The sequence below is a fragment of the Paenibacillus sp. PL91 genome (assembly GCF_012935325.2).
In the GTDB taxonomy this organism is placed as follows: Bacteria; Bacillota; Bacilli; order Paenibacillales; family Paenibacillaceae; genus Pristimantibacillus.
Genome location: NZ_JABBYG020000023.1, coordinates 33,075 through 57,329 on the forward strand (window position 1 = coordinate 33,075; position 24,255 = coordinate 57,329).

Below are 24,255 nucleotides of genomic sequence, written 5' to 3' on the forward strand. Positions count from 1 at the left end.
AACAGCTTTGAGAATTAATAAGTTTATTAGCGAAACGGGTTATTGCTCCAGACGAGAGGCGGATAAGCTCGTAGACAGCGGGCGAGTAACGATTAATGGGGCTAAGGCGCAGCTAGGCAGCCAGGCTGAGCCAGGTGATGATGTGCGAGTGGATGGCCGCAAAATTGGCGAGCAGAAGCGCCATGTCTACATTGCGCTCAATAAGCCGGTTGGCATTACGAGTACGACAGAGCTTCATATTAAAGGAAACATTGTCGATTTTGTCGGCCATACGGAACGTATTTTCCCGATTGGAAGGCTGGATAAGGATTCCGAAGGCTTGATTCTTCTTACGAATGACGGAGACATTGTAAATCCGATTCTCCGTTCGGAGGGCAAGCACGAGAAGGAATATTTGGTAACGGTGGATAAGCCGGTAACGGAGGCATTTTTGAAAGGAATGGCAAGCGGCGTTCATATTTTGGGCAGCATGACGCTGCCTTGCGTCGTAACGAGAGTGACGGACCGCGTGTTCCGAATTATATTGACGGAAGGACGCAATCGTCAAATTCGAAGAATGTGCGAAGCGTTCGGCTACCATGTGAGAAGGCTGCAGCGGCAGCGGATCATGAACATTCATTTAGGCGGGCTGCAGGTCGGAAAGTGGAGAGATTTAACTGAATCCGAGAAGGCAGCATTGTTTGAGACGTTAAGCTATGAACCGGTGTAACCCAAACAGGCAATAAGATGAAAATCCCCTGAACCGCACGCGTTAAGCGAGTGGCTGCAGGGGATTTTTTTGCTTGCTTATTTGACGGTCAGGCTTTGCGCATTGGTCGCGTCCGCATACGTGTGAATAATGGAAACCTCGACGCGGCGGTTTTTGGCTTTGCCGGCTGCCGTTTTGTTGTCAGCTACCGGTCGATACTCGCCATAGCCGATGGCGCTGAAGCGTTCTGGCTTCAATTGTTTATTTTCGAGTAAAATATCCATGAAACGAATGGCTCTCATCGAGCTTAGATCCCAGTTCGACTTGAAGAAGACGGTCGAGATGGGGGTTGTATCCGTATGCCCGGAGACGATGACCTCGTAATCAGGATACTGCTGCAGCATTTTGCCGATTGCGATGGCGAGTGCCTTCGATTCCGGCTTAACGTTCGCTTGCGCCGGGGCAAATAGAGCATTGTCGCTGATCGTGATCATAAGCTGGGAAAGATTAAGCTTCGTTTCTAGATCGGTTGTTAGGCCGTTCTTCTTGATATACGCATCAACCTTCTTCTTCAGATCCTCAAGATCCTTTTGCTCCTGCTTCACGAGCTCTTCGCGAGCCTTCTCAGCATCAGTCTGATTTTTGCTTTGATCCTTGGAATCGATCTTGCCGCCCTCTTCATCCTGCTTCTTCCCGTCATCCTCGCCGCTCTTTACGATGGCCGTTTCGGTGAGGACGCCGCTGCCTGTGCTGAGTGCAATGTTAAAGGCTTTGGACATTTCTTCAAATTTCTTCACGTCGACGGAGTTCATGGAATACAACACTATAAAGAGCGCAAGCAGCAGGGTGAGCAAATCGGCATAAGGAATGAGCCAGGATTCATCAACATGCTCCTCGTGTTCTTCGTGTCTATGCTTTCTGCTCAACGGCGCCTTCCTCCTTCTCCCTCATCTTCAATCTTTCTGTAGGTGTAAGGAAAACAGACAGCTTCTGATTAATGGCAATAGTCGATACGCCGGATTGGATGGACAGAAGGCCTTCAACCATCATAAGACGGATTTGGATTTCCTTCTTAGACATGCGCTTCAACTTATTAGAAATAGGATGCCAGAGCACGTAACCGGTGAAAATACCTAGCAAGGTAGCGATAAATGCGCCGGCTATGGCGTGAGCCAATTTATCCATATCACTCATATCCGCGAGTGCGGCAATCAAGCCGACAACCGCGCCAAGCACCCCTAGTGTAGGCGCATAGGTACCGGCTTGCGTGAAAATTAGTGCGCCGGCTTTATGACGGTCCTCTGTCGCGGCGATATCCTCAAGCAGCACGTCGCGTACGAAGTCTTGATCGTTGCCGTCAATAATCATACGCATTCCGTTGCGAAGGAACGTATCTTCAATTTCATCGACCTTTGCTTCAAGCGCAAGCAAGCCTTCACGGCGTGTAATCGAAGCCCATTCCATGAAACGCTGTATCAATTCATCACGCTGAGGCAGCTTTTGCTCTGTGAATACCATTTTGAACAGCTTGCCGACTTTGGAGAGTTCGGACATGGGAAAGGCGATCATAACAGAGGCTACCGTTCCCAAAATAATAATCATATAGGCAGCGGGATTCAAAAGAGACGTCAGGTGTGCTCCTTTTAAGACCATCCCTCCGAGTACAGCGACTAAACCTAGCACAAGACCGATAATTGTTGAATTTTTCATCATACACCCCGTCCAAATCATTTTCGACATTTCTCTACTTCTACTATTATCGTCAAATGGGTATTCTGAAGTTAGAGTAAAAGGAAGGATTTGAAGGCGAACCCGTTAAAATTTGATAAAATGCGGTAGAATAGTAGAGAGATGTGTACAAAAAATGACGATGGTAAAGGTGGTATATCCAAATGGGCGTTAGACATGCAAGAGAATACGCAGATATATTGAAGGATTTGACAACAGCTGTGGCTGAAATCGAGGGAAGCTATACTTTTTTTGAAATGGAGCCTGCCGAATGGGCGGTCCTGCCTACCGAGGATCGGCTCGAGGTGATGGAAGCTTTGGCGGATGATGTTTTCTTCGGCTTAGGGGAGGACCCCGTTATCGAGGTAGGCAGCGGTGTCATTACTTATAACAGCAAGCATCATATTATTGAAGTGTCGCATGACGATAAAGTGACGCAAATTATTAGATTGATATAACTTCCGACACATTCCTGCAAAAAACGAGGAGATTGCCTGTCGGATCTTTACAAATTATGTCGATTACATTACAATATTATTCAGTGTATGACAGATAATTTAACATGTAGTTCACATAGAGGAGATCGCTATGAAGGAGTGCCCATCATCGTTGCCGCTGCCCGAAGCGCTTGGCTTAGACGGTGAAACGCTAGCCGCTTTTTATCAGCCCATTATAGCGATGGATACAAGAAAAATTATAGGCTATGAGGTGCTTGGCCGTGCAGTCAAGGGTGATTCGGTTCGCAGCCTCGGGCCTTTTTTCTGTAACGCGCAGGTAGCGGAAGAGGACCATATCGTCGTGGATCGGCTCCTGCGCGAGCAGGCATTCTCAAAGCTGGCAAAGACGGAAGAGAAGCCGCTGCTGTTCATTAATTTGAAGCCGTCTTGGATTTATCGGTATGAGGAGAACGGAGAGCTCTACACGTTGTCGCTGCTTGATAAGTACGGCATTGATCCGAAGCGAATTGTGATTGAGATTACCGAGGAGAGCTTTCACGGTTCGATGGAAGGACTTCGTGCCGTCGTTGATATTTACCGCTCACGAGGCTGTTTAATCGCTATCGATGATGTGGGCAGCGGCTTCAGCAGCACGGACCGCATTGCTCATATTCAGCCTAATTTGCTCAAAATTGATATTCATATGATCAAGAAGAGCGCGACGCATGACGGTTATTTCGGCGTGCTTCGCTCCTTCTCCGATCTAGCCGAGCAAATTGGAGCGTCGCTGCTTGTCGAAGGCGTGGAGACGCGTGAGGATTTGAGCCGCTCGATTCAGGCAGGCGCTCGTTATGTGCAGGGCTTTATGTTCGCGAGAGCAGAGCCAGAGTTCCGTGAGCCGGATTGCTTTGCGACGATTATTGAGTCGGAGCTTGAGCAGCGCCTGCTGCATTACTTAGGGGCTGAGCGCTATTGGCAGAGAAAATCCGAGCAGCTAGCGGAGCAGCTTGTCGAGGTTGTGAATAAGGCATGTGTTCCAGAGCAGAAGGATGATTGGATAGAGCTGCTCTTGCACAAGCTTTACGACCATTGTATAAGGGTTTATTTGTGCAACGAGGACGGCATTCAGCTGTCCTCCAATTATTATCGCGAATCGGACAAGGACTGGCAGCGCGAGGAGCAGTATCGCGGTGCGAACTGGAGCTGGCGGCCTTACTTTGTTCCTAACCTCGTTTTGCTGAACGAGAACCGCCGTGCTATCGTATCTCGCGCCTATACAGATCTGGAATCTCACGCTTGGATTCGAACCGTTTCGGTGCTCGTTGCACCCGGACTTATTTTATTTATGGATTTTAAGGATACGGAACGGGAAGTCCAGCGGCTTTAATTTCGGGAAACCTCTTCGTAAACCATACAGTGGCATTCGGCAAAGCCAGTGGGGGTCGAGCGCGAATAAGTATCCGTAATGCGGAAGCCGGCGCGTTCGTAAGCACGAGCTGCACGCGTGTTCCAAGTGAGCACCTCTAGATCAATTTCATTTTGCGGCGCGCGCCGCTTTGCCTCTGCAACGATGAGCCGTGTGAAGGCGGGGCCGAGTCCATGGCTGCAGAGGTCGGGACGCAGGCCAAGGCCAAGCCGGGTTACTCCCGTTAAAGGGAAAAATTGCGCAAAACCAATTAGCTTCTGTTGACCATCTAAAACTGCGGCATATTGCGCTGCGCGAAGGACGGGATCGCCAAATTCGATCCCGTCCTTTTTCATTTGCCCCCAATCGGGCCAATTGTAAATATCGTAAGGCGCTTCATAAATCCAGCTGCATATTTCCTCGGCAAGACCCGTTTCAAGCGGACATATGGTCATTTCAAGTGGATCTCGTTTATAATGGATGGAGCTTTGTTTGTTCGTCACAGGTCAGTCGCCTCCGATCGATCCATTCGTTTAAAGTGAAGAATGAATGAAACAAATTTATTATAGCAGATAGACGCAGCGAGAACGTGCGTATATAAGGAGAACCTTAAGCATGAAAAAGTTACTTTGGCTTGGCTGCTTGTCATACTTGATCATCGGCGTTGCCCATGTCGTGGGCGGGACTATTTTGGAACAGCTCATTGAATATTATAGCTTGACCTATAAAGACGGCGGGCAATGGATTATGAATCAGTTTCTTGGATTTTTGGTAGGTGTGCTGCTGGCGCCCTCTATTACGACAAGAATCGGGAAGAGGGGGGCTGTGCTGCTCGCGATCGGCATATTGACGCTTAGCGAGGCGGCCTATAGTCTATTGCTCCCATGGGGATGGATGCTCGCGATTGCTCCGCTAGCGGGCTTCGGCTTCGGCATGACGGAGGCAGTCGTCGGCGCGATGATCATCGATTTGGCAAAGAACGGCAAGGCCTCTGCCATGAGCCGATTGGAAACTTTTTTTGGCGTAGGCGCTTTATTAATCCCGATTGCAGCTGCATACCTGATTCAACAGAACGTCTGGCAGGTGTCTTTTCCGATATTGGCCGCAATGTCAGGCATAACGTTTGTATTGTGGCTAACGATGTCATTCGGGGAGCTTGATGATCAGCTTGGATATATTCCGAGAGCTGCGGCAGAGCCGGACAAAGCTAACGTTGCTGCGGTTGTCCCTTCTGCTTCGGAATCGTCAGCCTTCTTTGGTTATCCGAGAAAAGCATTGCCGTTTTTGCTGTTATCGGCGTTATTTTTTATGATTTATGTCGGCATGGAGATGAGCTTCTCCAACTATTTGCCGTCTATTCTTATCGTCCGCTCAGGCGTTGAAGAATCGAGTGCGGCTGCCGCGCTCAGTCTGTTCTGGGGAACGATGGTGCTTGGGCGCCTTTTTGCAGGCGTGCTTGCCGATCGGATGGGGTATTCGCGTTATTTGCTCATCGCTACGGCAGGCGCCTCGGTCGTCTTTGTTTTTATGGCGGTCATGGGGCAACTCAGCTGGATGCTGGTATTTGTCGCGCTAAGCGGCTTATTCTTCTCAGGCATCTTCGGCATCGCCCTTGTTTATGCCAATGAGCTCATTCCGGGAATGACCGAGCGGACAACGAGCTTGCTTGTGGCATGCGGCGGCCTTGGCGGCGCTATTTTCCCAAGAGTGACCGGCTGGTTTATGGACCAGTATAACGTACAATCCACGCTATGGTATATTAGCTTGCTTGTCGTGCTGATGCTGCTTCTGCTGGCGGCTATGCTTGTGCTGGGAAGAAGAGAGGCGCAGCGCGGGTTATAGCTCTTGCTTGACATCAATCCGTCTAATGATCAAATAAATGTTAAAAACCTCCACAATCGCTGTTTCAAAGCGGCGGTGGAGGTTTATTTATTAGCAAACACAACATTAAAGGCATGATTGTCCGAACGAAAGCCAGCCAAAGCCGTGCCAGCTATTTGAGAATGGTCTTGTACACCTCGATGGCTCGCGCGCGCGACGCTTTTAGATCCACGATGGCGCCGCTTAGCGGCTGATGAATCTCTTTGTCCGAGAGATGGGCGAGATGAGGCAGCCAGCGACGGATGTAGCTGCCGCTAGGGTCATAGGTGCGCGACTGCGTCTCGGGATTCATGATGCGGAAGTAAGGCGCTGCATCATAACCTAGCGATGAGCACCACAGCCAGCCGCCGCGATTAAGCGTATTGTCATAGTCGCTTAAGTGAAGGCGAAAGTGCTGCTCCCCAAGCGTAAACGGACAAAGCAGGTTTTTCGTGAGAAACATCGCCGTTACCATTCGAAGCCGATTTGGCATTTCCCCCGTGCGGTTCAGCTGCGTCATGGCTGCGTCGATGATCGGAATGCCGGTGGCAGCAGTAGACCAGGCCTCAAAAAAAGTATCAGTGAGCGGGGACAAGTTCATCAGCTGCTCATAATGGAAGTAGTCTTCATGATACATGGCTTGGTACAAGTAGAAATCACGCCAAGCGAGCTGACGGGTCCAAGCTTCGGCACCGGGCAAGCCCTGCGTAAGCTCGTAGGATTGACGCGCCGAGATGGCGCCGGTGTTCAAGAAGCGAGCGAGCCCGCTAGTATGCTCCTCTGCGTAAATGTCCCGTCTGCCCGCATAAGAGGCGAGGCGCTCGCGTACAAATCGATCCAGCATGGCTGACGATTTTTGCGAGCCTTCCACTCTCGTGCCTCCAAGCGCATGAGAAATGACATCTGGCAGCGCGAATTGAATAGCGACTTTGCTATTGATTTCGGCTAAGGTCGCGAGATCCTGAATCGTCGTATCGCCCACCGAGCTGTAATGCTCCAGCATAAAGCTGCTCCACATGCGGTAGAAGGGCGTAAACACCTTATAAGGCTCGGATCGCCGAGCGAAAGCAGGGAAAGCTTCTAAATCGGCAAGCGGCGCATCTGCAATCGACATCCAGCGGCGATTCAAGCCTCGGACTGTCAGCTGAAGCTGCTCGTCGCGATGGCGTGAATAAGGCGTGTAGTCGGCATGAACGATGACCTCATCTATCGGATGCGCCTCTAAGAGCGCTTCGGTAATCGAAGCAGGGTCGCCATGCAGCACATGCAGCTCTTTCCCCGCGTTGGAATAGCTGTGCAGCAGGGAGGCGGCTTGCGCCATAAAATTACGACCGCTATGACTGTTTAATCTGCCTCCGCCCGTTAGGACAGGATCTATGATTAGCAAATGAATGCCCTGCGTATCTTTTTTTCTCAAATAATCGAATGCGCGCAAATCTTCGGTACGCAAATCCTTGCGATGAATAAATAAATACATGATGAGACTGCTCCTCCTCCCTTAGCGGCGCAATAACAGCAAAGCCGCATGTCATTTGTCGCTTGAGGACAAACAACTGCGGCTTTGCTGAGTGAGTCTACCCGTGCAACTCTCATACAGAGAGGAAATAGGTTACTCTATTGTCCGTCGGCGTATGCTTGGAAAGAGTCCGTATCCATGACACGACGAGCAGTCACAAAACGATTTTCATAATAAGAGGAGTTAAGTTTGTCTGTCACAACGCCTCTGCTAGAAGAGGAGTGTGCGAACTTGCCATCTCCTATGTAAATGCCTACGTGGGATACCGTGCTGTTGTTTCCGCCGACAGTGTCGAAGAAAACAAGGTCTCCCGGAATAAGGTCCTCTTTAGCAACCTTATCGCCTGATTTTGCTTGCGAGCCAGATGTGCGTGGAAGCTCAATGCCCATTTTTTCGAACACATAGCTCGTAAAACCGGAGCAATCAAAGCCTTTCGACGACGTTCCGCCGCTTTTGTACGGTGAACCGATAAGATCATTGATGAAGCCGTTTAGTTTTGAGTCTGCGAAAGCGCTCCCAGCCTGGAAAGCGAGTACGAGAACGAGACCCAGTAGTAATGCGGTAACCTTTTTCAATTGTGAAACTCCTTCCAATGCCGACGAGGTTAGCTGTGGGGTTCGGTTGAAGGCTCCCTATGACTCCTCAGGCGCTGACAAAGCTCAGACGTCGGAATCAATTCACCCAGAGTGGTTCCCCCGTTTTCCAATAGGAAATTAGGCAGTTTTTTATTGCTCTTGAGAATTATTCGATTATTTTCATTGATCTCCTGCCTTTCCTGACTATTTCTAATAATTCTCATGTAACCTTTTGACTATTTGCTTCGTTTAACCGTTTTTTGTGTAAAATAAACACTCATTAGTAGTTCTTTCTAACTAAATGCAATGACTCAATTTCATTAATTATGTGGATCAGGCGTAAAATATACCGATTTGTCCCCTTGGCATCCTGTCTTAAAGACTATTCAATCATGCGGATAATGGCGGTATTATAGCATTTTGCGGAGAAAGATTAAAAAACTCTCATGCGAAGAATTTCGAGTGAAAACTTCAGTTTGCGGCATGAAAAAGGAGCTGTCCCTCAAGATATATCATCTTGAAAGACAACTCCATCTACATGTAGACAAGCTATTATTTCGCAGTAATGATTTTTTCAGAGATAAGCTGCGCGCCTTCGTTCTTCTGCTCCATCCAGAACCGGAGCTTGTATTTGCCTGAAAGCTTAAAGTCATAGGAGACCAGCTTTGAGCTGAACCAGAAGGTATCTTTTTCGACGAATTCCTTGAAATCATCATCCGATTGGCTGCGGCCGTCAATGGTCGTTTCTTTATCATTAGGATCAACAATGGTGACCTTGAATTCAGAGATAGCAACATTCAAATTATCGATTTGCGCTTGCACCAGAAACTTCTGAACAGTACCTTTATCGACTTGCCCAAACATCGTTCGTTTCTCATTCATCAAAAACATATGAACATTCGGCTTCTGAATGACAAGCTTCTTCTCGCTCCCCTTCCACTGCGTGAAGGCCTGCAAGGAATCGCTCAAGGAACGGATATTGATATAAACCTTATCATCGACTAATAAACCATCTTCAATGGATTGCTTATTATTAAAAAGCAGCGTTACTTTTTGTAACATTTTGTCTGCTGCAACCAATGTACCGCCCGATAATAGCAAAACCATGGATAATAAAATCAGTTTTTTACGCATCATTTATGTGTATCCTCCATTGTTCATTTACTTTCATGTATATATACAGAAATGCCATGATTTAGTTGCGGTCTGTCTAAAAATAAAAAAAGCCTCGTATCCACAATAATTTGTGGAGCCGAAGGCTTCTTCAGGTTAGGTTTGTTTCGTCTGCAGACAATCATACTGTGCGGCTATGGTCCATACCTTCATTAATGTTTTCACGAGGTAATAACCTTGATGAAGGATGAGCGCGAACAAGCCGGCCCAAAGCATCGATAAGCTGGTGACAACGAGTCCGGCAGCTGCTCCGATCCCCCACATGATGAGTGAAATGGCGGCGAAGGAGATAAAGTTTCGGAGAGCCTTCCATAAGGAGCGGAATACGCCCTCGCCCGATGTGGCGCCGAATTGCATAGCAAGAAACAGGAGATGCAGCACCGTTCCCCACAGCAGCCACAGGCCGGCGCCAGGCAGCACGGCTCCCAGCAGCTCCGGAATGGAGCCGCTCTCCAGAAGCGCATCGAGCCCGCGCGGGAGCAGCCACCAAGCGGGGGCCAGCGATAAGACGCTTTCCATCCAGTAGAGAAGGACAACAGCCTTCCAATTTTTGCGAATGCCCTCTAGAAACCGGGTTCCTCCATCTAATCTCGTTTGATTCAGCGAGTAGAACAGACCGGCGTTAAACAAGGGCGTAAGCAGCATTCTAATAACCATAAGGCTGCCCAGCGTCCACACGTACGGAGTGATCAGATCGGTCTTGAACAGCTGGAACTGGGCTTCGGTCAAGAAGAGCTGGGCAGCGGTGTCAGAAGGATAGGAGCTCGGATACCGCCGCAGCAGCGGCGAGACGACCGAATCAATGAAGCGATAGAGGAAAAACCCCCATAGCAGCTGATACAAAAATAATAATATAACGAGATAAAAATGTTTAACCGCGAGTTGCCAGCCTTGCTTCACATGTATCTTCATCGTTTATCGCTCCTTGAACGCAATTACTTACCAGCTCAGCGATCCGAACAGCCCTTCGAGCAGCTTGACTGCGCCGATGCTCCACCTCGTACGCTTATCCTCCGGCAGCTCGGCCTGCATATAGTTGTTGATGAGCTTATTGTCGAGTACGTTGCTGTGACCCGGATCGATCATCGCCCATTTAAGCGGCGCGGAATGCAGCTGTGTATATTGAATGTGAGACTCTTCGGCACTCCATAGCTTCGTTATTTTACTGCCGTCGGTGAACTGCAAAACGACCTTTATCTCTCCGTTGCTGCCGCCGTTCTTCTTGACAAGCACAACCGACTCGTACATATTTGCGCCATCCTGCGTAACCGGGCGAACGTGGATCGATTCGACCGAAAAATCGGCCATTTGGTCGTCGCACACATATTGGCTGAAGTAATCATGCCATTTCTCCTTCGTCACGGTCTCTACTACACGCTGGAAGTCGGCAGTGGAAGGATGCTTAAACTTATACTTTTGGAAATAGGTCCGTAAAATCTTTTGCATCGTTCTGGAGCCAACTTGATTCTCGATGCCAACGAGCACGAGCTTCGCTCGCATATATACGTTCTCGGCATATTGCGTGTGGCTGCCGTAGGCCCAGGATGGCTGCTTGAGCGGCGCAGGATTGGTCATGTAGCTGGCTTCCATAGGCAGATTCGCTTCCATTCCGTACGTCGTCTCCATAACCTTGTCCTCGGCGTAGGACGTAAAGCCCTCGTCGAGCCAAGCTTCCTCGAACTCATTGGAGGCGACCATGCCGTACCAATATTGGTGACCAATCTCATGCACGACCGTTCGCTCCAGATCATAGCCGGGATTTTCCTTCTCGGCTGCGAATGCGGTAATAAGCGTTGGATACTCCATGCCTCCAGCACCGTTTGCCCCTTTGGGAGGCACGACGATCGACAGCGTGCTGTATGGGTATTCGCCATACCATTTCGCGTAGCTTGCAAGCGCGGATTTAGCGGCATGCATATAACGATCCTTAAGCTTGGCATGGCTTGGATCCAGATAGAGCTTAATCCGTACTCCAGGTATGCCTGTATCGGAGTAGGCGGTTTCCTCATAGACGAAGTCCGGGGATGCCGACCATGCAAAGTCATGAACGTCATCGGCATAAAATTGGTAAACCTTCATTTGATCCTTGATTTCAATCGCCTTCGTCTGGAAGCCGGTTGCCGCAACCGTGTAGGCTTCGGGTACTTTAATCCGAACGCTGTATATGCCAAAGTCGCTGTAAAATTCGGAGTTGCCATGGTATTGATGAACGTTCCAGCCTTCAGATGTTCGACCTCTCGTGCCGACAGTCTCATAAACCGAGATTTTGGGAAACCATTGCCCCGCCATTACGAAATTACCAGAGTAGCCCATTCTTGCGAATACCTCAGGCAGCTTCACCTCATACCCCATGCGCAGCGTAACGGACTTGCCTGGAGCAATAGGCTCTGGCAGCCGAATTTTGGCTAAGGTGAAGTCGTTCGAATTGCCGTCGTCGGGCTGTACGTATTGCAGACGAGGCAGAAGACTCTCGCCATTAAGCGTTTCTAGCGTATTCAGCTTCATAAAGCCCTGGCTGTTCGTAGTTGCTTTGTCCTGGCGCAGCTTGCCGCCGGATTCCTGCATAAATGTTGATTTGTCTGATTGGAAGGCATTCGGGTAAAGATTGAAATAGAGCTCGGACACTGTTTTTTTGCCGGGGTTGGTCCAGGTTACGGTCTGATCGCCATTCAAGCGCTTCGCATCATTTAGCAAATGAACGTTGATATGGTACTCAACGACACGTTTGCTGAGCGCTTGCGGCTTAGGTGTCATGACCGTATTCGGCTCCTGTACAAGCGGCGGCTTGGCCGAGTTTTGAGCAGGGGCAGGTGTTTGCTTGGCTTTGGCGGCGGGGGCGAAAGCATAAGTATATTGGGATTGCCAAGCAGTCCCGAAGCCATGCTGCACAGACAAGCCGAGCAGCACAGCTGCGAGTATTACGAGTAAAATGCGTTTGAAATAGCGTGGAGTCATTGAACGTTTCCCTCCCGTTGACAAGCATCTACAGCATGTATATGTTTGCTTTTCAAGGATTATTAGCTAAAATGGAATTATTGTATTGGGGAAGGTGTGAATACGCATGACGGAAGAACAAGGGCAACCGGCCGAGCCGGAAAAGAAGGAAAAGAAATCACTGTCGCTCAACGTAGTGAGCAGCAAAAAACATAAAGGCTTTGGAGCAGGAACGATCGATTTGAGCGCTGTAGCTTGTGTAATCATTGATGATGGCGTCGCTTATATCGATGTTGGCGCAATGCATGCGAAGAGCAAGGTCGAGCGCGGCATTAAGTTTACGCCGAATAAAGAGGATACGCCGAATGGCCGCCAATGCTGGATCGTATGGGTTGCGGTCGACCGCAATGAGGAAGGGTCCTACTATGCAGGCGCGACGGCATGCGAGATGCTGATCGATTCCGAGGCTCGCCGTGGATGGAAGATTCTTCCTGACCACGTGAACAAGCTGGATCAAGCGCTCAAACGGCGCTACAATTTGGGCGAGCTAGGCGATGTGGAGAAAGCGGCGCTTCGCAAGCTGCTTGAGGAGCATAACCTAGAGTGGTGGGATCGTTCACCGGAAGAGCTTAAGCAAGCGTTGAACGCGTAACAGCAGGCTTAGCCCGCGCATGGCAGGAGCATAACGTCAATAAAGGATGAGAACCTCATCGTTCGTAGAGCCACTCTTGCGAATGATGAGGTTTTCCGCGTTGTAAGAGGCTCGCCGGAAACACTTAAAAAGTTTTTTGGCTGCATGTGCAGGGTATGAAGGGCGAGCTGACGTCTATAAGATTGGGAAGGAGGGGAGCGACATTCAAGACGAGGATTGGATCAGAACGGTACAAAAGGGCGGGCCCGAGCATTATGGCCCTTTCGTGCAGGCATATGGTCCGTATATATATAGAACAGTCTTCGCCGTACTTCATTCTCCGCATGATGCGGAGGATATAACGCAGGAAGTGCTGCTGCAAATTTATCGCTCCCTTCCGAATTGCCGATTGGACGGGCTCAAGACCTGGATTACCCGTATTGCCGTTAATCGAGCGATCGATTTCAAACGAAGCAAAGCCCGCAGACCGGAAGAGCTGATTGATAGCGAGGAAATGTCGGACAAGCTGCAAGAGGATGCCGCGTCGATGCCGGCTGCCGAGCAGCTCGCAATTGAGCAGGAGGATAGGCAGCACGTTCGCGAACGCGTTGGAGAAATGCCGGATAATTATCGTGAGGTCGTAACCGCTTATTATATGGAAGACAAATCCTATGAACAAATTGCGGCTGAGACTGGATTGGAACTCAAAAGCGTAGAGTCAAGGCTATACCGAGCAAGAAGCTGGATGAGGCGCCATTGGCGGAAGGAGGATTTCGAATGAGGAATGAGCACATATCGCCGGATCAAATGTTTTGCTACGTAAACGACGCCCTAAATGAGGTTGAGCGTATGCAGGCGGAGCTGCATCTGACTGCTTGCGATTCTTGCTTGCAGCTATTTATAGCTATCATGGAATCAACCGAGAATGAAGCATTCCTTCCCTCGCCGGATATGGAGCTAATGGAGGAGCGTGTCGTGGCGCAGTTAGTAAGCGAGCAGGTTCTTCATAGTGAAAATGCTGAACAACCGCTTAAGACCAGCGAGGTGAAGCAGAAGCCTCGCCGTCTCCGCCAATGGCTGCAGCATCCGGCGACGCATTATACGATTGCCGCCTCGATAACGCTGCTGCTGCTCGCCAGTGGAACCTTTGCCTCCTTCTCTCAGAAGCTGGCGCAGCTGGACGTGAATTTGAATGTCAATATAAATGTGAATGTTCAGCCAACAGAGCCGCCTATGCAGCCGGAATCGACAACCAAGCAATCGGAATCATGGTCGGACAAAATGGTCAACCAGACCGGATCATGGCTGGATGGGCTGCAAGCGACACGTTATAAATAAATGGACAAGGAAAGGACTGAAACAGCAATGAGCAAAAGCCCTTTAGCGGCGTTTTTACTTTCGTTTATACCAGGCGTAGGGCATGGCTATATTGGCCGCCCGGTACGCGCCGTCTTGTATGGAGGAGCTTTCTTTGGCCCATTAGGATTGCTTCTTCTATTAGCCATTACCAATTCGGGCATCGATGATGGGTTTGGTTTTTTCCTGCTCTTTGTCGCTATACTTAGCGGGTTTATTAACATGGTCGATATGCTCTTCACCCTTTTACTAGGAAAAGGACCTCTGGGGGGACAACCGAACCACCATCATCCCTATGATCCTTATGCCGAGCATAGTGCTGGTTATGTGCCGTTAAATCTGGAGTATCAGCGTGAGAAGACGCGTACGATTATGCTATCCTTTATTCCGGGCCTTGGGCATATGAGTATCGGTCTCATGCAGCGCGGCATTACGTTTATGATCTCGTTCATTGGCTGGTTTGCGATTATCGTCTTCTTGAGCATGATCACGCATAGAGCTGAGCTGCTGGTCTTCTTGCTGGCGCTGCCCGTTATATGGGTATACAGCATGTTTGATGCGATCGGCAAGCTGCATGCCAAGCAGCGCGGGGAAATTCTCCTTGACCGTGCCATATTCGAGGACATGGAGTCATATATCGCCTCCGGACGCAAGAGCAAGGTGCTGGCCATTGCCTTATCGATTTTTCCGGGAGCGGGGCATCTCTATTTGGGCTTGCAGAAGCGGGGGCTTCAGCTCATGGGCGGCTTCCTCTTGACCATCTATATTATGGACAATATGCGCTTGTCGCTGTTCTTCTTCCTCCTTCCGCTGTTCTGGTGCTTCGCATTTTTTGATGCGCTGCAGCAGACGTCACGCTACGAACGCCAGACGCTTGTCGATGAGCCTGTGCTGACGCAGCTGGTGCCCTATCAGCGCTGGTTCGGCATCGCACTGCTGGGCTTTGGCGTTTACTATTTGCTGGATCAAGTCGCACTAGAGGCAACTTATCGCATTTCGGCAAAAATGTATGCGCAATACAAGCAGCTCAAGTATATGGTTCCAACGGTTGCAGTAGCGTTCATCATGATTATTATTGGCCAGCGTCTAGCCTTTGGCAGAAACAAAATGACGCATTTAGGAAAAGGCGCTCCGCCTGCGATCCCTACATCGCTTAGCAAGCGAGAGGAGGAGTCGCGGTGAGTACGGCGAACCTATCTAATCCGGCAGTTCAAGCACAAGGCGGCATACGCACTTGGCGCGTCGGCTCGCTGTCGATGGGCGTGACGCTGATGCTCATGGGTACGGCGCTGGCTGTATCCCTCTGGCAGGATATCGAAGCCTATGACGTGCTCATGTGGGTAGCGCCGGTTGTTTTTATAATGCTGGGCGCAGAGTTGCTGCTCTATCTGAAGTTTTCCAGCAGCGAGCGGGCAATCGTGCGTTATGACTGGATAAGTGTCTTTTTTGTCGGGGTGATCGGAACGGCAAGCCTCGGACTCTCTCTGCTTATGTCGACCGGTTTGTTCGATGAGCTTCAGCGCGGGCTGCAAATGACGCAGCGTTCGGCGTTTGTTGACGCCAAAGCGGTGAAGGTGCCTGCGGAGGTCGACAAAATCGTCATCCATTCGTTAAGCAGCGTAGAATATGGAGAAAGTGATGCACGCGAGCTGAAGCTTTTTGGGCAGGTAAAGTACTGGTCCGCCGAGAAGCTGGAGAGTTTGGATCATAAAATGATGCAAACCAATATCGTCGGCAAAACGATGTATGTGATGATTGGGGCGGTTGAACATCGGGATGGCAGGTTAGTCTCCGACACCGTTAACGAGGAGCTCACGCTAACTGTGCCGAAAGGCGTCGAGGTCGTGCAGCGTGGACGGTGATCCGCATAAATAACGAGCAGTCTGATTCGAGAATATCTCGTCTTAGACGGCTCGTTTTGATTTAGGGGCTCATCTGCCCAGGCTATCCATGACCTGCGCAACAGGAGCGAGAATACGATAGGAGCCGCGAAGAGGAACGTAGCCAAGCTTGCGATTGATGTGAAGGATTGGTTCGTTGAGCGAATCATTGTCCGTTCGAATATACGAGGCGCGCTTTAGCTGTGCTAGCTCTATCGCTTTTATTTTTAGGGCAAGCGCTATCTTCTTGCCGCGATAGGCTCTGCTCACGCCGGTATATTCATGATACATGCCGTTCGTACTGGCATTGTGCAAAACGTTCGTAATGCCGACGAAGGTATCGCCATCAGCAGCGATGATGACTCGCTCAGGCGCATAGCCGTCCACCATCAAATACCATTTGCGCCACTCCCCAAATTCCGGCACAGCACCCATAAAGCCAGGGATATCCACTAGCGTTTCCTTGTACAGCTCATACAGCTTGTGCTCGCTTTCCTCGCCAGGCTCATCGGCTAAAGTCAGAAAGCGCAGTCCTGCAGGTTCAGGCATGGCAGGAATATCGGCTAAAGGCTTTCCTTCATCGCAATCCAGCTGCAGAAGCGATTGAAACGCGTGGCGCTCGATAACAAAGGCACGCCGATTCGCAAAGCGGAGCGCAGCCTCGTTGTCGTCCCAGACTTCCGTTATAAGCGCGGTTGCGCCGATTTTCAGCGCCCAATACCCGATATGCTGAAGCAGCAGCTGCCCTATTCCGCGATTGCGGTACGCCTCATCCACCACAAGTGTGTTGCACAAATAGCCCGGCTCTGTCCATGGTGCTCGCCATGACCAGGCATAGCCCACCATTTCTCCTGTCTCCGTTACCGCAACCTGACGCTCCCGATCGTATCCGGCGAGGAGCCCGTTCTCATCCATCCAGGTGTGCCCGACCTCATAAAGCTTCTGATCTGCCTCAAGCAGATTAGCTGCTGTTGTCGGTTCCGACCATACTTGATTCAACAATTCCGCAAGCCGCTCATAATCATTCGGCAGCTGCAGAGGACGAAGCTTAATGGACATGCTGGTTGCCTCGCTTTCATTTGAACAATCTTATAACATGATTATCCCACGGTGCGCTCAAGCGTCGAAAGGGAGAGTTTGGTTATAATCAAAAAGGCTGCGCCACCGTTAATTCAACGATGACACAGCCTTTATTGGGTTTATCCTCTACGGCTGCTGATGATCAGCCAACCGCATTGTATGTCATAATCCAGACGGAGCCAGCGACGATTGTCATCAAGATGACGAGGCCGAATATAAGCGCCATGAGATTGAAGCGCGGCTTCTCCTCATCGCGGATATGCATGAAGAAGATCAATTGAACAGCGAACTGCAAAACCGCCATGATCAGAATAAGCACGGTTGTAGCCGTTTTATTGAGTAGATCATTCATTACGACAACGAGCGGTATAATCGTCAGAATGATGGAGAATAGAAAACCGATGACATAAGACTTCATCGACCCGCCATGGGAGCCGTGCGCATCCTGCGCATGCGTGTTATGCTTTTCCATCCTACATCACCCCCATCAAGTAAACGATCGTGAATACGAAGATCCATACGACGTCCAAGAAATGCCAGTACAAGCTGATAATGCTTACCTTGCGCTTGGTAACCGGCGTGATTCCGCGGCGGCTTAGCTGAACGATCAGCGCGACCATCCAGACAAGGCCGACCGAAACGTGAAGTCCATGCGTCCCGACTAGGACGTAGAAGGCGGACCAATAGGCGCTCGTTCCAATATTAGCGCCCTCATGCACCAAATGCATGAACTCGTTCACTTCAAGGAATACGAACGATGCGCCAAGCAAAGCAGTAATCGCGAGCCAGAGAATCAAGCCGCGCTTGTTGCCTTTGTTCATTTCAAGAACGGCTATGCCGCTCGTGAAGCTGCTTGTCAGGAGAATGAAGGTCGAGATGATAATGCCGTTCATTTCGAGCAATTCCGCGCCTGTCGGTCCGCCGTCCGTATTGAGACGGAGGACGACAAAGGTAGCGAACAACGTACCGAATAAAATAACGTCGGTTATTAGAAACAGCCAGAAGCCGAACAATTTCATCGATTCTTGATCGTGATGGTCATCATGGTGACCGCCGCCGTGACCGGCACCGTGTCCGCCATGTGCTCCTGCTGGAGTGGAAACTGCATGTGCCATTATTTTGTCCCCCTTAACGCTGCTTCCGTGCGCTCAATCTCATCTACCGGAATGTAGTAATCGGTATCGTACGAGAACGAACGAACAAGCATACATATGGCTACGCCGATTAGACCCGGTATCGCCATCCACAGCCAATCCCATACGAATCCGAAGCCGGCTGTAAACCAGCATAGCGACATGATGAACGGGATGCCCGAGTTTTTAGGCATATGAATCGGCTCAAGCGGAGCGAGCGGCTTGGCAGGCTGCCCATTCGCAATGCGCTGCTTCTCTTCCCACCACTCATCTTGGCTCGTAACCTGCGGCAAGCGAGCAAAGTTATAAAGCGGTGCTGGCGAAGGAATCGACCATTCCAGCGTACGGCCATCCCATGCGTCGCCGTCTTTCTCTTTCTTGAAAAACTTAATGCTGTGCGCGATTTGCCACACTTGGAAAATAAACGCGATACCCATTAAGAAGGCACCTACTGTCGATACAACGTTAAGCGGCTGCCAACCCATATCGAAGTCGTATGCGTTGAAGCGGCGTGTCATACCCATCAAGCCAAGCGCGTATTGCGGCATGAAACAAACGTAGAAGCCGATGTTCCAGAACCAGAATGCCCATTTGCCAAGCCCCTCATGCAAGCGGAAGCCGAACATTTTTGGCCACCAGTAGTAGAGACCCGCGAAATAACCGAACACGACACCGCCGATAAGCACCTGATGGAAATGCGCGATCAGGAAGTAGCTGTTATGGAACTGGAAGTCAGCCGGTGCAACCGATAGGAGTACCCCGGTCATCCCGCCGACGACAAAGCACGGTATAAACGCAACCGTCCACATCATCGGAGTCGTGAATTTAATTCGGCCCCGATACATCGTAAACAGCCAGTTGAATATTTTTACCCCGGTCGGTATGGCGATTAGCATCGTCGTTAAGGCAAAGAATGCATTGACGTTTGCGCCGGAGCCCATGGTGAAGAAGTGATGCGCCCAAGTGAAGAAAGAGAAGAAGCTGATCGACATAAGGGCGAATACCATCGATTTGTATCCGAAGAGCTTTTTCTTCGAGAACGCCGAGACGATCTCGGAGAATATGCCGAATGCCGGCAAAATTACGATATATACTTCGGGATGTCCCCACATCCAGATGAGGTTGATATACATCATCGGATTGCCGCCGCCGTCGAGCGTAAAGAAATGCGCGCCGAGATAGCGGTCAATGAACAGTAGGAACAGCGTAACGGTCAAAATCGGGAATGCGAACATAATGGTAATACAAGACGAGAGAACCGACCATACGAACATCGGCATTTGCATAAGCTTCATGCCAGGCGCACGCATTTTCAAGATCGTGACGACAAAGTTAATACCGGTTGCCAAGGAGCCGATACCTGAAATCTGAATACCCCAGATATAGAAGTCCTGTCCGAGTCCCGGACTGCCCGAGAGCTCAGAGAGCGGCGGATATGCGAGCCAGCCTGCATCAGGCGAGCCGCCGATAATAAAGGAAACATTAAACAGCATCGCTCCAAAGAAGAACATCCAGAAGCTTAGGGAGTTCAGGAACGGAAAGGCGACGTCGCGCGCTCCGATTTGCAGAGGAACGACGATATTGAATAGACCGAACATAAGCGGCATCGCCATGAACAAAATCATGATTACGCCATGCGTCGTGAATATCTGGTTATAATGCTCCGGAACCAAGAACTCAAGCTCCGGTGCGGCTAGCTGAACCCGCATGAGCAGCGCATCGACGCCGCCGCGGAACAGCATGAGAATGGAGGCGATGATGTACATGATGCCGATCTTCTTATGATCGACGCTAGTCAGCCATTCGGTCCAAAGCCAGCGCCATTTTTTGAAAAAGGTAAGAACGAATATGATGGCGACAATCGACAATCCGATCGACACTTGAGCCCCTAGAATAAGCGGATCGCCAGTAACGAAAAATTCGGATGCGAAGTCTTTAATTTTGTCTAACATTTGGGGTCCTCCTAAAAGTTTGTGGAACAAACTCGCTTCAAAAGCATTCGCTTGTTACTGGTTTAATGACCCGCATGGCTATGTGCGTTAGAGTCATTGCTGCTTGCGTCCGTATCAGCCGGTGCTTTCTCTTCATCAGCGGTTGCCTCAGACTGTACGGCTTCGCCGCCATGATGCTGATGAGCGCCACCGCCGCCGTTTATATACTGCATGACTACTTTATTGAACAAGCCTTCAGGGAAGCTGGAGAATAGCTGTACATCCGATGTGCTTGGCTCGGTTAGCTTCTCGAAGCCTTCCATAGTCAGAGCCGGAGACGACGCTTTTACTTCGCTTACCCACGCCTTATAATCTTCCTCCGAGGTAGCATCGACCTTAAAGGTCATTTTCGCAAAATCTTTACCCGTGAAGTTTGCGCCGGAGCCATAATAGCTGCCTTGCTCATCCGCTTGAAGGAATAGGGTCATGGCCATGCCGGACATGGAATAAATTTGCCCGCCGAGCTGTGGAACCCAGAAGGAGTTCATCGCCGTGTCGGACGTGACTTGAAACTTAATCGGCACATCTTCCGGTATCTTGATGTAGTTGACCGTCGCAATATCCTCATCGGGATATTTGAACAGCCATTTCCAGTCGAGCGATGTGACTTGAATGGTAATGGGCGCCTTAGCAGATTCAATCGGCTTGGAAGGCTCAAGCGCATAGGTGTATTTAACAGTGACGATTGCAAGGATTAGGATGGCGACAATCGGAATGCTCCACCATGTAATCTCTAGCTTCGTGCTATGCTCCCAGTTTGGCTTATAGGAAGCCTTGCTGCCTGGTTTATCGCGGTACCGCCAGACGATAACGGCTGTCAGGATGAGTACAGGCACGATGATAACCGCACACAGAATGGTAGAAAAATAAATCAAGTCTTTTTGAGACTCGCCGATTGGCCCTTTCGGATCGAGCACAATGTATTGCTCACCGCAGCCGGAAAGCATAACGGCCATTAACATAATAAGTACGGGTGTCAGCATGCGAAGATACGGTCTCATCATCAGTTCAACTCCTCAAAATTACTGCTTACGACTACAATAGCAGATCCGCAACGGAATAACTGCGGGGTTAACAATTACGTCAAGAATTCGTCTTTTTTCTGTAATAGAAAGTTCACTGCTTAGACAACTGTTACATTTAGGAGCATTTTTAGGGCCAATCGCTTTACCGATGATTACCCAAATTCATCCCTTTTGTCTCATGTCCAAAACAAATAGACAGCCCCATCCGGTCATCGACCAAATAGGACTGTCTATTTGCTCCGCTAGGTGCGGCCATTATTTGCGGTTATGCTCGCTCAAATCATTCGACGGCTGTTCTTGATTCAGGCGTGCGTGGACGAGTCCAATCGCTGTGCCGATGACATAAATATGAACGCTGCCGATTAGGAATCCGATGCCGACCATAAGTCCGACATTTTGATCACTGAAGTGGCTTAAATTGGCTACACTGAGCAAAACGCCAATAGATAGAACAACCCAAGCAATTGCTGTCATCGCTTTAACAAGGCGCTTGACATCCGACTTTGAAGGCTGAACATGGCTAATTGTTGCTGTTTTCGTTGTCATATTGAACACTCCCGGTTACATTGTAAGTGTTTTCTTATGTTTACTATAACACAACACCATGCTTTTGTTCAAAGAAAATTCACTTTTTGATCATAAATCGGACAAAAATGTGCGAAGGTCATGGCATCGGCATAAACGGAAGCTTCAATAGGATATGAAAGAAGCAATCTTTTTAATCAGTCCACCAGCGCTTCAGATCAGACCACCAAGAACGTCGTCCCGCCTTTGCTCCGTCTCCCGCGGAATCGCTGCCATCCTCGCCCGCAGACTCACCGCATACGGCAGTAGGCTCCGTACCGCTAAGGAACGTTTCGAGTCGCCTGTTCGGGCAGCTGCCCTCGGCCAGCTTTCCGCTGGTCGGATCAATGTACACCGTAACGACGCCTTCCGGAATCGGAAAGATCTTCGGCGGCACAGAGGCAAGCGCCTGTTCGGTAAACTTGGCGAATATTGGAGCTGCGCGATATGCCTCGGCTACGGTTAGCTTGCGATCCTTGTCGTAGCCGACCCATACGGCTGTCGCCAGCTCAGGCGTGTAGCCTACGAGCCATGCATCCGTAGGTGTCGTGCCTGTCTTGCCTGCAACAGGACGCTTAATAATAGAAGAGACCCGGAATGCGGTGCCGCCTTCTTCAAACACGCTCTCCATTAAGCTGGTCATCACATAAGCTTCCGCAGCGGTCACCGCTTGCTCGGATTTATGTTCCGCTTCATATAAAACTTGGCCCTTGCGGTCCTCGATCCGAATAATCGCGATTGGCTCCTCATGGATGCCGCCGTTTGCGAACGTGCCGAAGGCGGAAGCCATCTCAAACGGGCTGACCGGGAAGGTGCCAAGCGCAAGGGACGGAACCGGCTGCATCGGACTATCAACGCCGAGCTTCCGCGCGGTCTCGATGACTTTATCTGCGCCAACGGTCATGATCGTGTTGACCGCATAAATATTATCCGAGCTTGCCAGCGCCTTTCGCATATCGATTAACTCATTCAAATACTTATCGCCGTAGTTGCGAGGCTCGTATGTCTTGCGGCCTTCATCATAAGTGAACACGGTCGGTTCGCTCTTATAGCGTGTCATGGGCGACATATACCCGCTCTGCAGGGCGGTTAAATACAAGAAAGCCTTGAAGGAGGAGCCAGGCTGGCGCGTTTTGGCAAATACGCGGTTGTACTGGTTCTTCTTGTAGTTTCTGCCGCCGACCATCGCTTTGATATAACCGTTGCGCGGATCAATGGCAATAAGAGCGGCCTGCTGCTCCGAGCTTTGTGGAATCCCATCCGCAATGACCTCTTCGGCTGTCGATTGGGCTTCCGGATCAAGCGTCGTATAGATCGTAATCCCGCCCTCATTGAGCAAATGCTCGTTGATGCCAAGCTTGTCGACAGCTATATACCTTATATAGTCACGAAAGTACGGCGCGAACCCCTCCTGCTCGCCAGAGCCGAGCGTCTGGAAATTGAGCACCTCCGCATATGCGGCATCCGCCTGCTCGGATGTGATGGAGCCCCCTTCGAGCATCGCCTGCAAAATGGTAAGCTGACGGTCCTTCGCGTTTTTCATATTCAGGTAAGGGGAATAATATTTTGGCCCCTTCGGTATGCCGGCCAGCATGGCGCTTTCTGCAAGCGAGAGCTCGGAGGCATGCTTATTGAAATACATCATCGCAGCGGCTTCAATGCCGTAGGAGCCATGGCCGTAATAAATTTGATTCAGGTACATGCCGAGAATTTCATCCTTGGAGTAGCTCATTTCGAGCTGAACGGTATACATTGCTTCCTTCACTTTGCGCTGCCAGGTTCGCTCATGCGTCAAATACAGATTGCGTGCAAGCTGCTGAGTGAGTGTGCTCGCCCCTTGCCGCGCGGACAAGCTCTGAACGTTCACCATAACGGCGCGCGCCATTCCCTTCATATCAAAGCCGCGATGATCGTAGAAGCGGCGATCTTCAATCGCAAGCGTCGCTTCAACAACATAATGCGAAATATCCGACAGCTGCACGGAGCGGCGATTCTCGCCGGCATGGAAGGTGTCGATGACGTTGCCATGCAGATCGAGCATTTGGGATGTTTGGCTGATAGCGGCGACAGGCAGCGTCTGCATGCTCAAATAAATGAGCGTGCCCACCATGATGAGCAGCAATAGAGTTAGAGCGGCAGCAGTCCATCGCAGCCACTTTTTCATTTTCAAGAATTGGGAAAGGAACCTCTCGGTTATAATAGGAAAAGCAGGACGGCGTCTTGGCTTGCCCTGCTGGTTGGAAGGCTTTTTCATGGAGCGGGCTCCCTTCAGCGCATAG

The 24,255-nt window shown here is 50.2% G+C and carries 24 protein-coding genes and 1 riboswitch; of the genes, 9 read left to right on the top strand and 15 right to left on the bottom strand.

Annotated features, from left to right (window positions below):
* Positions 1-7: 7 nt before the first annotated feature.
* On the top strand, positions 8-709 hold the full coding sequence (gene rluF / locus HI950_RS30855) for a 23S rRNA pseudouridine(2604) synthase RluF (protein WP_169090206.1): 702 nt from the start codon (positions 8-10) through the stop codon (positions 707-709).
* A gap of 77 nt (positions 710-786) precedes the next feature.
* Here the strand turns inward: rluF and HI950_RS30860 are convergent, their stop codons facing one another.
* Positions 787-1,614, bottom strand: a complete 828-nt coding sequence (locus HI950_RS30860) for a flagellar motor protein MotB (RefSeq protein WP_169090204.1) — start codon at positions 1,612-1,614, stop codon at positions 787-789.
* Positions 1,598-2,398, bottom strand: a complete 801-nt coding sequence (motA, locus tag HI950_RS30865; RefSeq protein ID WP_169090274.1) for a flagellar motor stator protein MotA — start codon at positions 2,396-2,398, stop codon at positions 1,598-1,600. Before motA ends, HI950_RS30860 begins: the two co-directional genes overlap by 17 nt.
* Positions 2,399-2,580: 182 nt before the next feature.
* Between motA and HI950_RS30870 the strand changes: the two genes are divergently transcribed.
* Both HI950_RS30870 and HI950_RS30875 read left to right on the top strand, forming a co-directional pair.
* On the top strand, positions 2,581-2,874 hold the full coding sequence (locus tag HI950_RS30870) for a hypothetical protein (RefSeq protein WP_169090202.1): 294 nt from the start codon (positions 2,581-2,583) through the stop codon (positions 2,872-2,874).
* A 130-nt stretch (positions 2,875-3,004) separates the two neighbouring features.
* A complete protein-coding gene (locus HI950_RS30875) occupies positions 3,005-4,240 on the top strand; it encodes an EAL domain-containing protein (RefSeq protein WP_169090201.1) in 1,236 nt (411 codons plus the stop codon).
* Here HI950_RS30875 and HI950_RS30880 read toward each other — a convergent pair.
* On the bottom strand, positions 4,237-4,713 hold the full coding sequence (locus HI950_RS30880) for a GNAT family N-acetyltransferase (protein ID WP_169090272.1): 477 nt from the start codon (positions 4,711-4,713) through the stop codon (positions 4,237-4,239). The genes HI950_RS30875 and HI950_RS30880 overlap by 4 nt on opposite strands.
* 160 nt (positions 4,714-4,873) lie before the next feature.
* On the opposite strand from HI950_RS30880, the gene HI950_RS30885 reads away from it, so the two are divergent.
* Positions 4,874-6,100: an MFS transporter gene (locus HI950_RS30885; RefSeq protein WP_169090199.1), complete on the top strand. Its 1,227-nt coding sequence runs from the start codon at positions 4,874-4,876 to the stop codon at positions 6,098-6,100.
* Between the two features lie 151 nt (positions 6,101-6,251).
* Here HI950_RS30885 and HI950_RS30890 read toward each other — a convergent pair whose 3' ends face one another.
* The 5 genes from HI950_RS30890 to HI950_RS30910 all read right to left on the bottom strand — a co-directional run bounded on the left by HI950_RS30890 (position 6,252) and on the right by HI950_RS30910 (position 12,337).
* Positions 6,252-7,595 carry a cryptochrome/photolyase family protein gene (locus HI950_RS30890; RefSeq protein ID WP_169090196.1) on the bottom strand — a complete coding sequence of 448 codons (1,344 nt, stop codon included), beginning with the start codon at positions 7,593-7,595 and terminating at the stop codon, positions 6,252-6,254.
* Positions 7,596-7,732: 137 nt separating this feature from the next.
* Positions 7,733-8,209: a C40 family peptidase gene (locus tag HI950_RS30895; RefSeq protein ID WP_169090194.1), complete on the bottom strand. Its 477-nt coding sequence runs from the start codon at positions 8,207-8,209 to the stop codon at positions 7,733-7,735.
* Positions 8,210-8,212: 3 nt separating this feature from the next.
* A riboswitch (cyclic di-AMP (ydaO/yuaA leader) is annotated at positions 8,213-8,364 on the bottom strand.
* Between the two features lie 397 nt (positions 8,365-8,761).
* Positions 8,762-9,346 (bottom strand): hypothetical protein, encoded by a 585-nt coding sequence (locus HI950_RS30900; protein ID WP_169090192.1) that lies wholly within the window; start codon positions 9,344-9,346, stop codon positions 8,762-8,764.
* A 132-nt stretch (positions 9,347-9,478) separates the two neighbouring features.
* Positions 9,479-10,294, bottom strand: coding sequence for a hypothetical protein (locus HI950_RS30905; protein WP_169090190.1), 816 nt, complete (start codon positions 10,292-10,294; stop codon positions 9,479-9,481).
* Positions 10,295-10,321: 27 nt separating this feature from the next.
* Positions 10,322-12,337: a M1 family metallopeptidase gene (locus HI950_RS30910; RefSeq protein ID WP_169090188.1), complete on the bottom strand. Its 2,016-nt coding sequence runs from the start codon at positions 12,335-12,337 to the stop codon at positions 10,322-10,324.
* A gap of 106 nt (positions 12,338-12,443) precedes the next feature.
* Between HI950_RS30910 and HI950_RS30915 the strand changes: the two genes are divergently transcribed.
* The 5 genes from HI950_RS30915 (at position 12,444) to HI950_RS30935 (ending at position 16,165) form a co-directional block, all read left to right on the top strand.
* Entirely contained in the window at positions 12,444-12,968 is a 525-nt protein-coding gene (locus tag HI950_RS30915) for a YwhD family protein (protein ID WP_169090186.1), read from the top strand.
* Positions 12,969-13,104: 136 nt separating this feature from the next.
* Positions 13,105-13,728, top strand: coding sequence for an RNA polymerase sigma factor (locus HI950_RS30920; RefSeq protein ID WP_191297159.1), 624 nt, complete (start codon positions 13,105-13,107; stop codon positions 13,726-13,728).
* Positions 13,725-14,285 carry a hypothetical protein gene (locus tag HI950_RS30925; RefSeq protein ID WP_169090184.1) on the top strand — a complete coding sequence of 187 codons (561 nt, stop codon included), beginning with the start codon at positions 13,725-13,727 and terminating at the stop codon, positions 14,283-14,285. The genes HI950_RS30920 and HI950_RS30925 overlap by 4 nt, the downstream gene beginning before the upstream one ends.
* Before the next feature lie 27 nt (positions 14,286-14,312).
* Positions 14,313-15,485 (top strand): hypothetical protein, encoded by a 1,173-nt coding sequence (locus HI950_RS30930; RefSeq protein ID WP_169090182.1) that lies wholly within the window; start codon positions 14,313-14,315, stop codon positions 15,483-15,485.
* Positions 15,482-16,165, top strand: coding sequence for a hypothetical protein (locus tag HI950_RS30935; protein ID WP_169090180.1), 684 nt, complete (start codon positions 15,482-15,484; stop codon positions 16,163-16,165). Before HI950_RS30930 ends, HI950_RS30935 begins: the two co-directional genes overlap by 4 nt.
* 69 nt (positions 16,166-16,234) lie before the next feature.
* Here the strand turns inward: HI950_RS30935 and HI950_RS30940 are convergent, their stop codons facing one another.
* The 7 genes from HI950_RS30940 to HI950_RS30970 all read right to left on the bottom strand — a co-directional run bounded on the left by HI950_RS30940 (position 16,235) and on the right by HI950_RS30970 (position 24,230).
* Positions 16,235-17,242, bottom strand: a complete 1,008-nt coding sequence (locus tag HI950_RS30940; protein WP_169090178.1) for a GNAT family N-acetyltransferase — start codon at positions 17,240-17,242, stop codon at positions 16,235-16,237.
* Between the two features lie 163 nt (positions 17,243-17,405).
* Positions 17,406-17,735 carry a cytochrome o ubiquinol oxidase subunit IV gene (gene cyoD, locus HI950_RS30945; protein WP_169090176.1) on the bottom strand — a complete coding sequence of 110 codons (330 nt, stop codon included), beginning with the start codon at positions 17,733-17,735 and terminating at the stop codon, positions 17,406-17,408.
* Position 17,736: 1 nt separating this feature from the next.
* The gene (gene cyoC, locus HI950_RS30950; protein ID WP_169090174.1) at positions 17,737-18,378 is read right to left on the bottom strand and encodes a cytochrome o ubiquinol oxidase subunit III; all 642 of its coding nucleotides are present in this window, start codon (positions 18,376-18,378) and stop codon (positions 17,737-17,739) included.
* Complete coding sequence (locus HI950_RS30955; RefSeq protein ID WP_169090172.1) at positions 18,378-20,348, bottom strand: cbb3-type cytochrome c oxidase subunit I; 1,971 nt, start codon at positions 20,346-20,348, stop codon at positions 18,378-18,380. The genes cyoC and HI950_RS30955 overlap by 1 nt, the downstream gene beginning before the upstream one ends.
* A gap of 62 nt (positions 20,349-20,410) precedes the next feature.
* Positions 20,411-21,391: a ubiquinol oxidase subunit II gene (gene cyoA / locus HI950_RS30960; protein WP_223285622.1), complete on the bottom strand. Its 981-nt coding sequence runs from the start codon at positions 21,389-21,391 to the stop codon at positions 20,411-20,413.
* Between the two features lie 276 nt (positions 21,392-21,667).
* Entirely contained in the window at positions 21,668-21,958 is a 291-nt protein-coding gene (locus tag HI950_RS30965) for a hypothetical protein (protein WP_169090170.1), read from the bottom strand.
* Between the two features lie 172 nt (positions 21,959-22,130).
* Positions 22,131-24,230: a transglycosylase domain-containing protein gene (locus HI950_RS30970; protein ID WP_169090168.1), complete on the bottom strand. Its 2,100-nt coding sequence runs from the start codon at positions 24,228-24,230 to the stop codon at positions 22,131-22,133.
* Between the last annotated feature and the right edge of the window lie 25 nt (positions 24,231-24,255).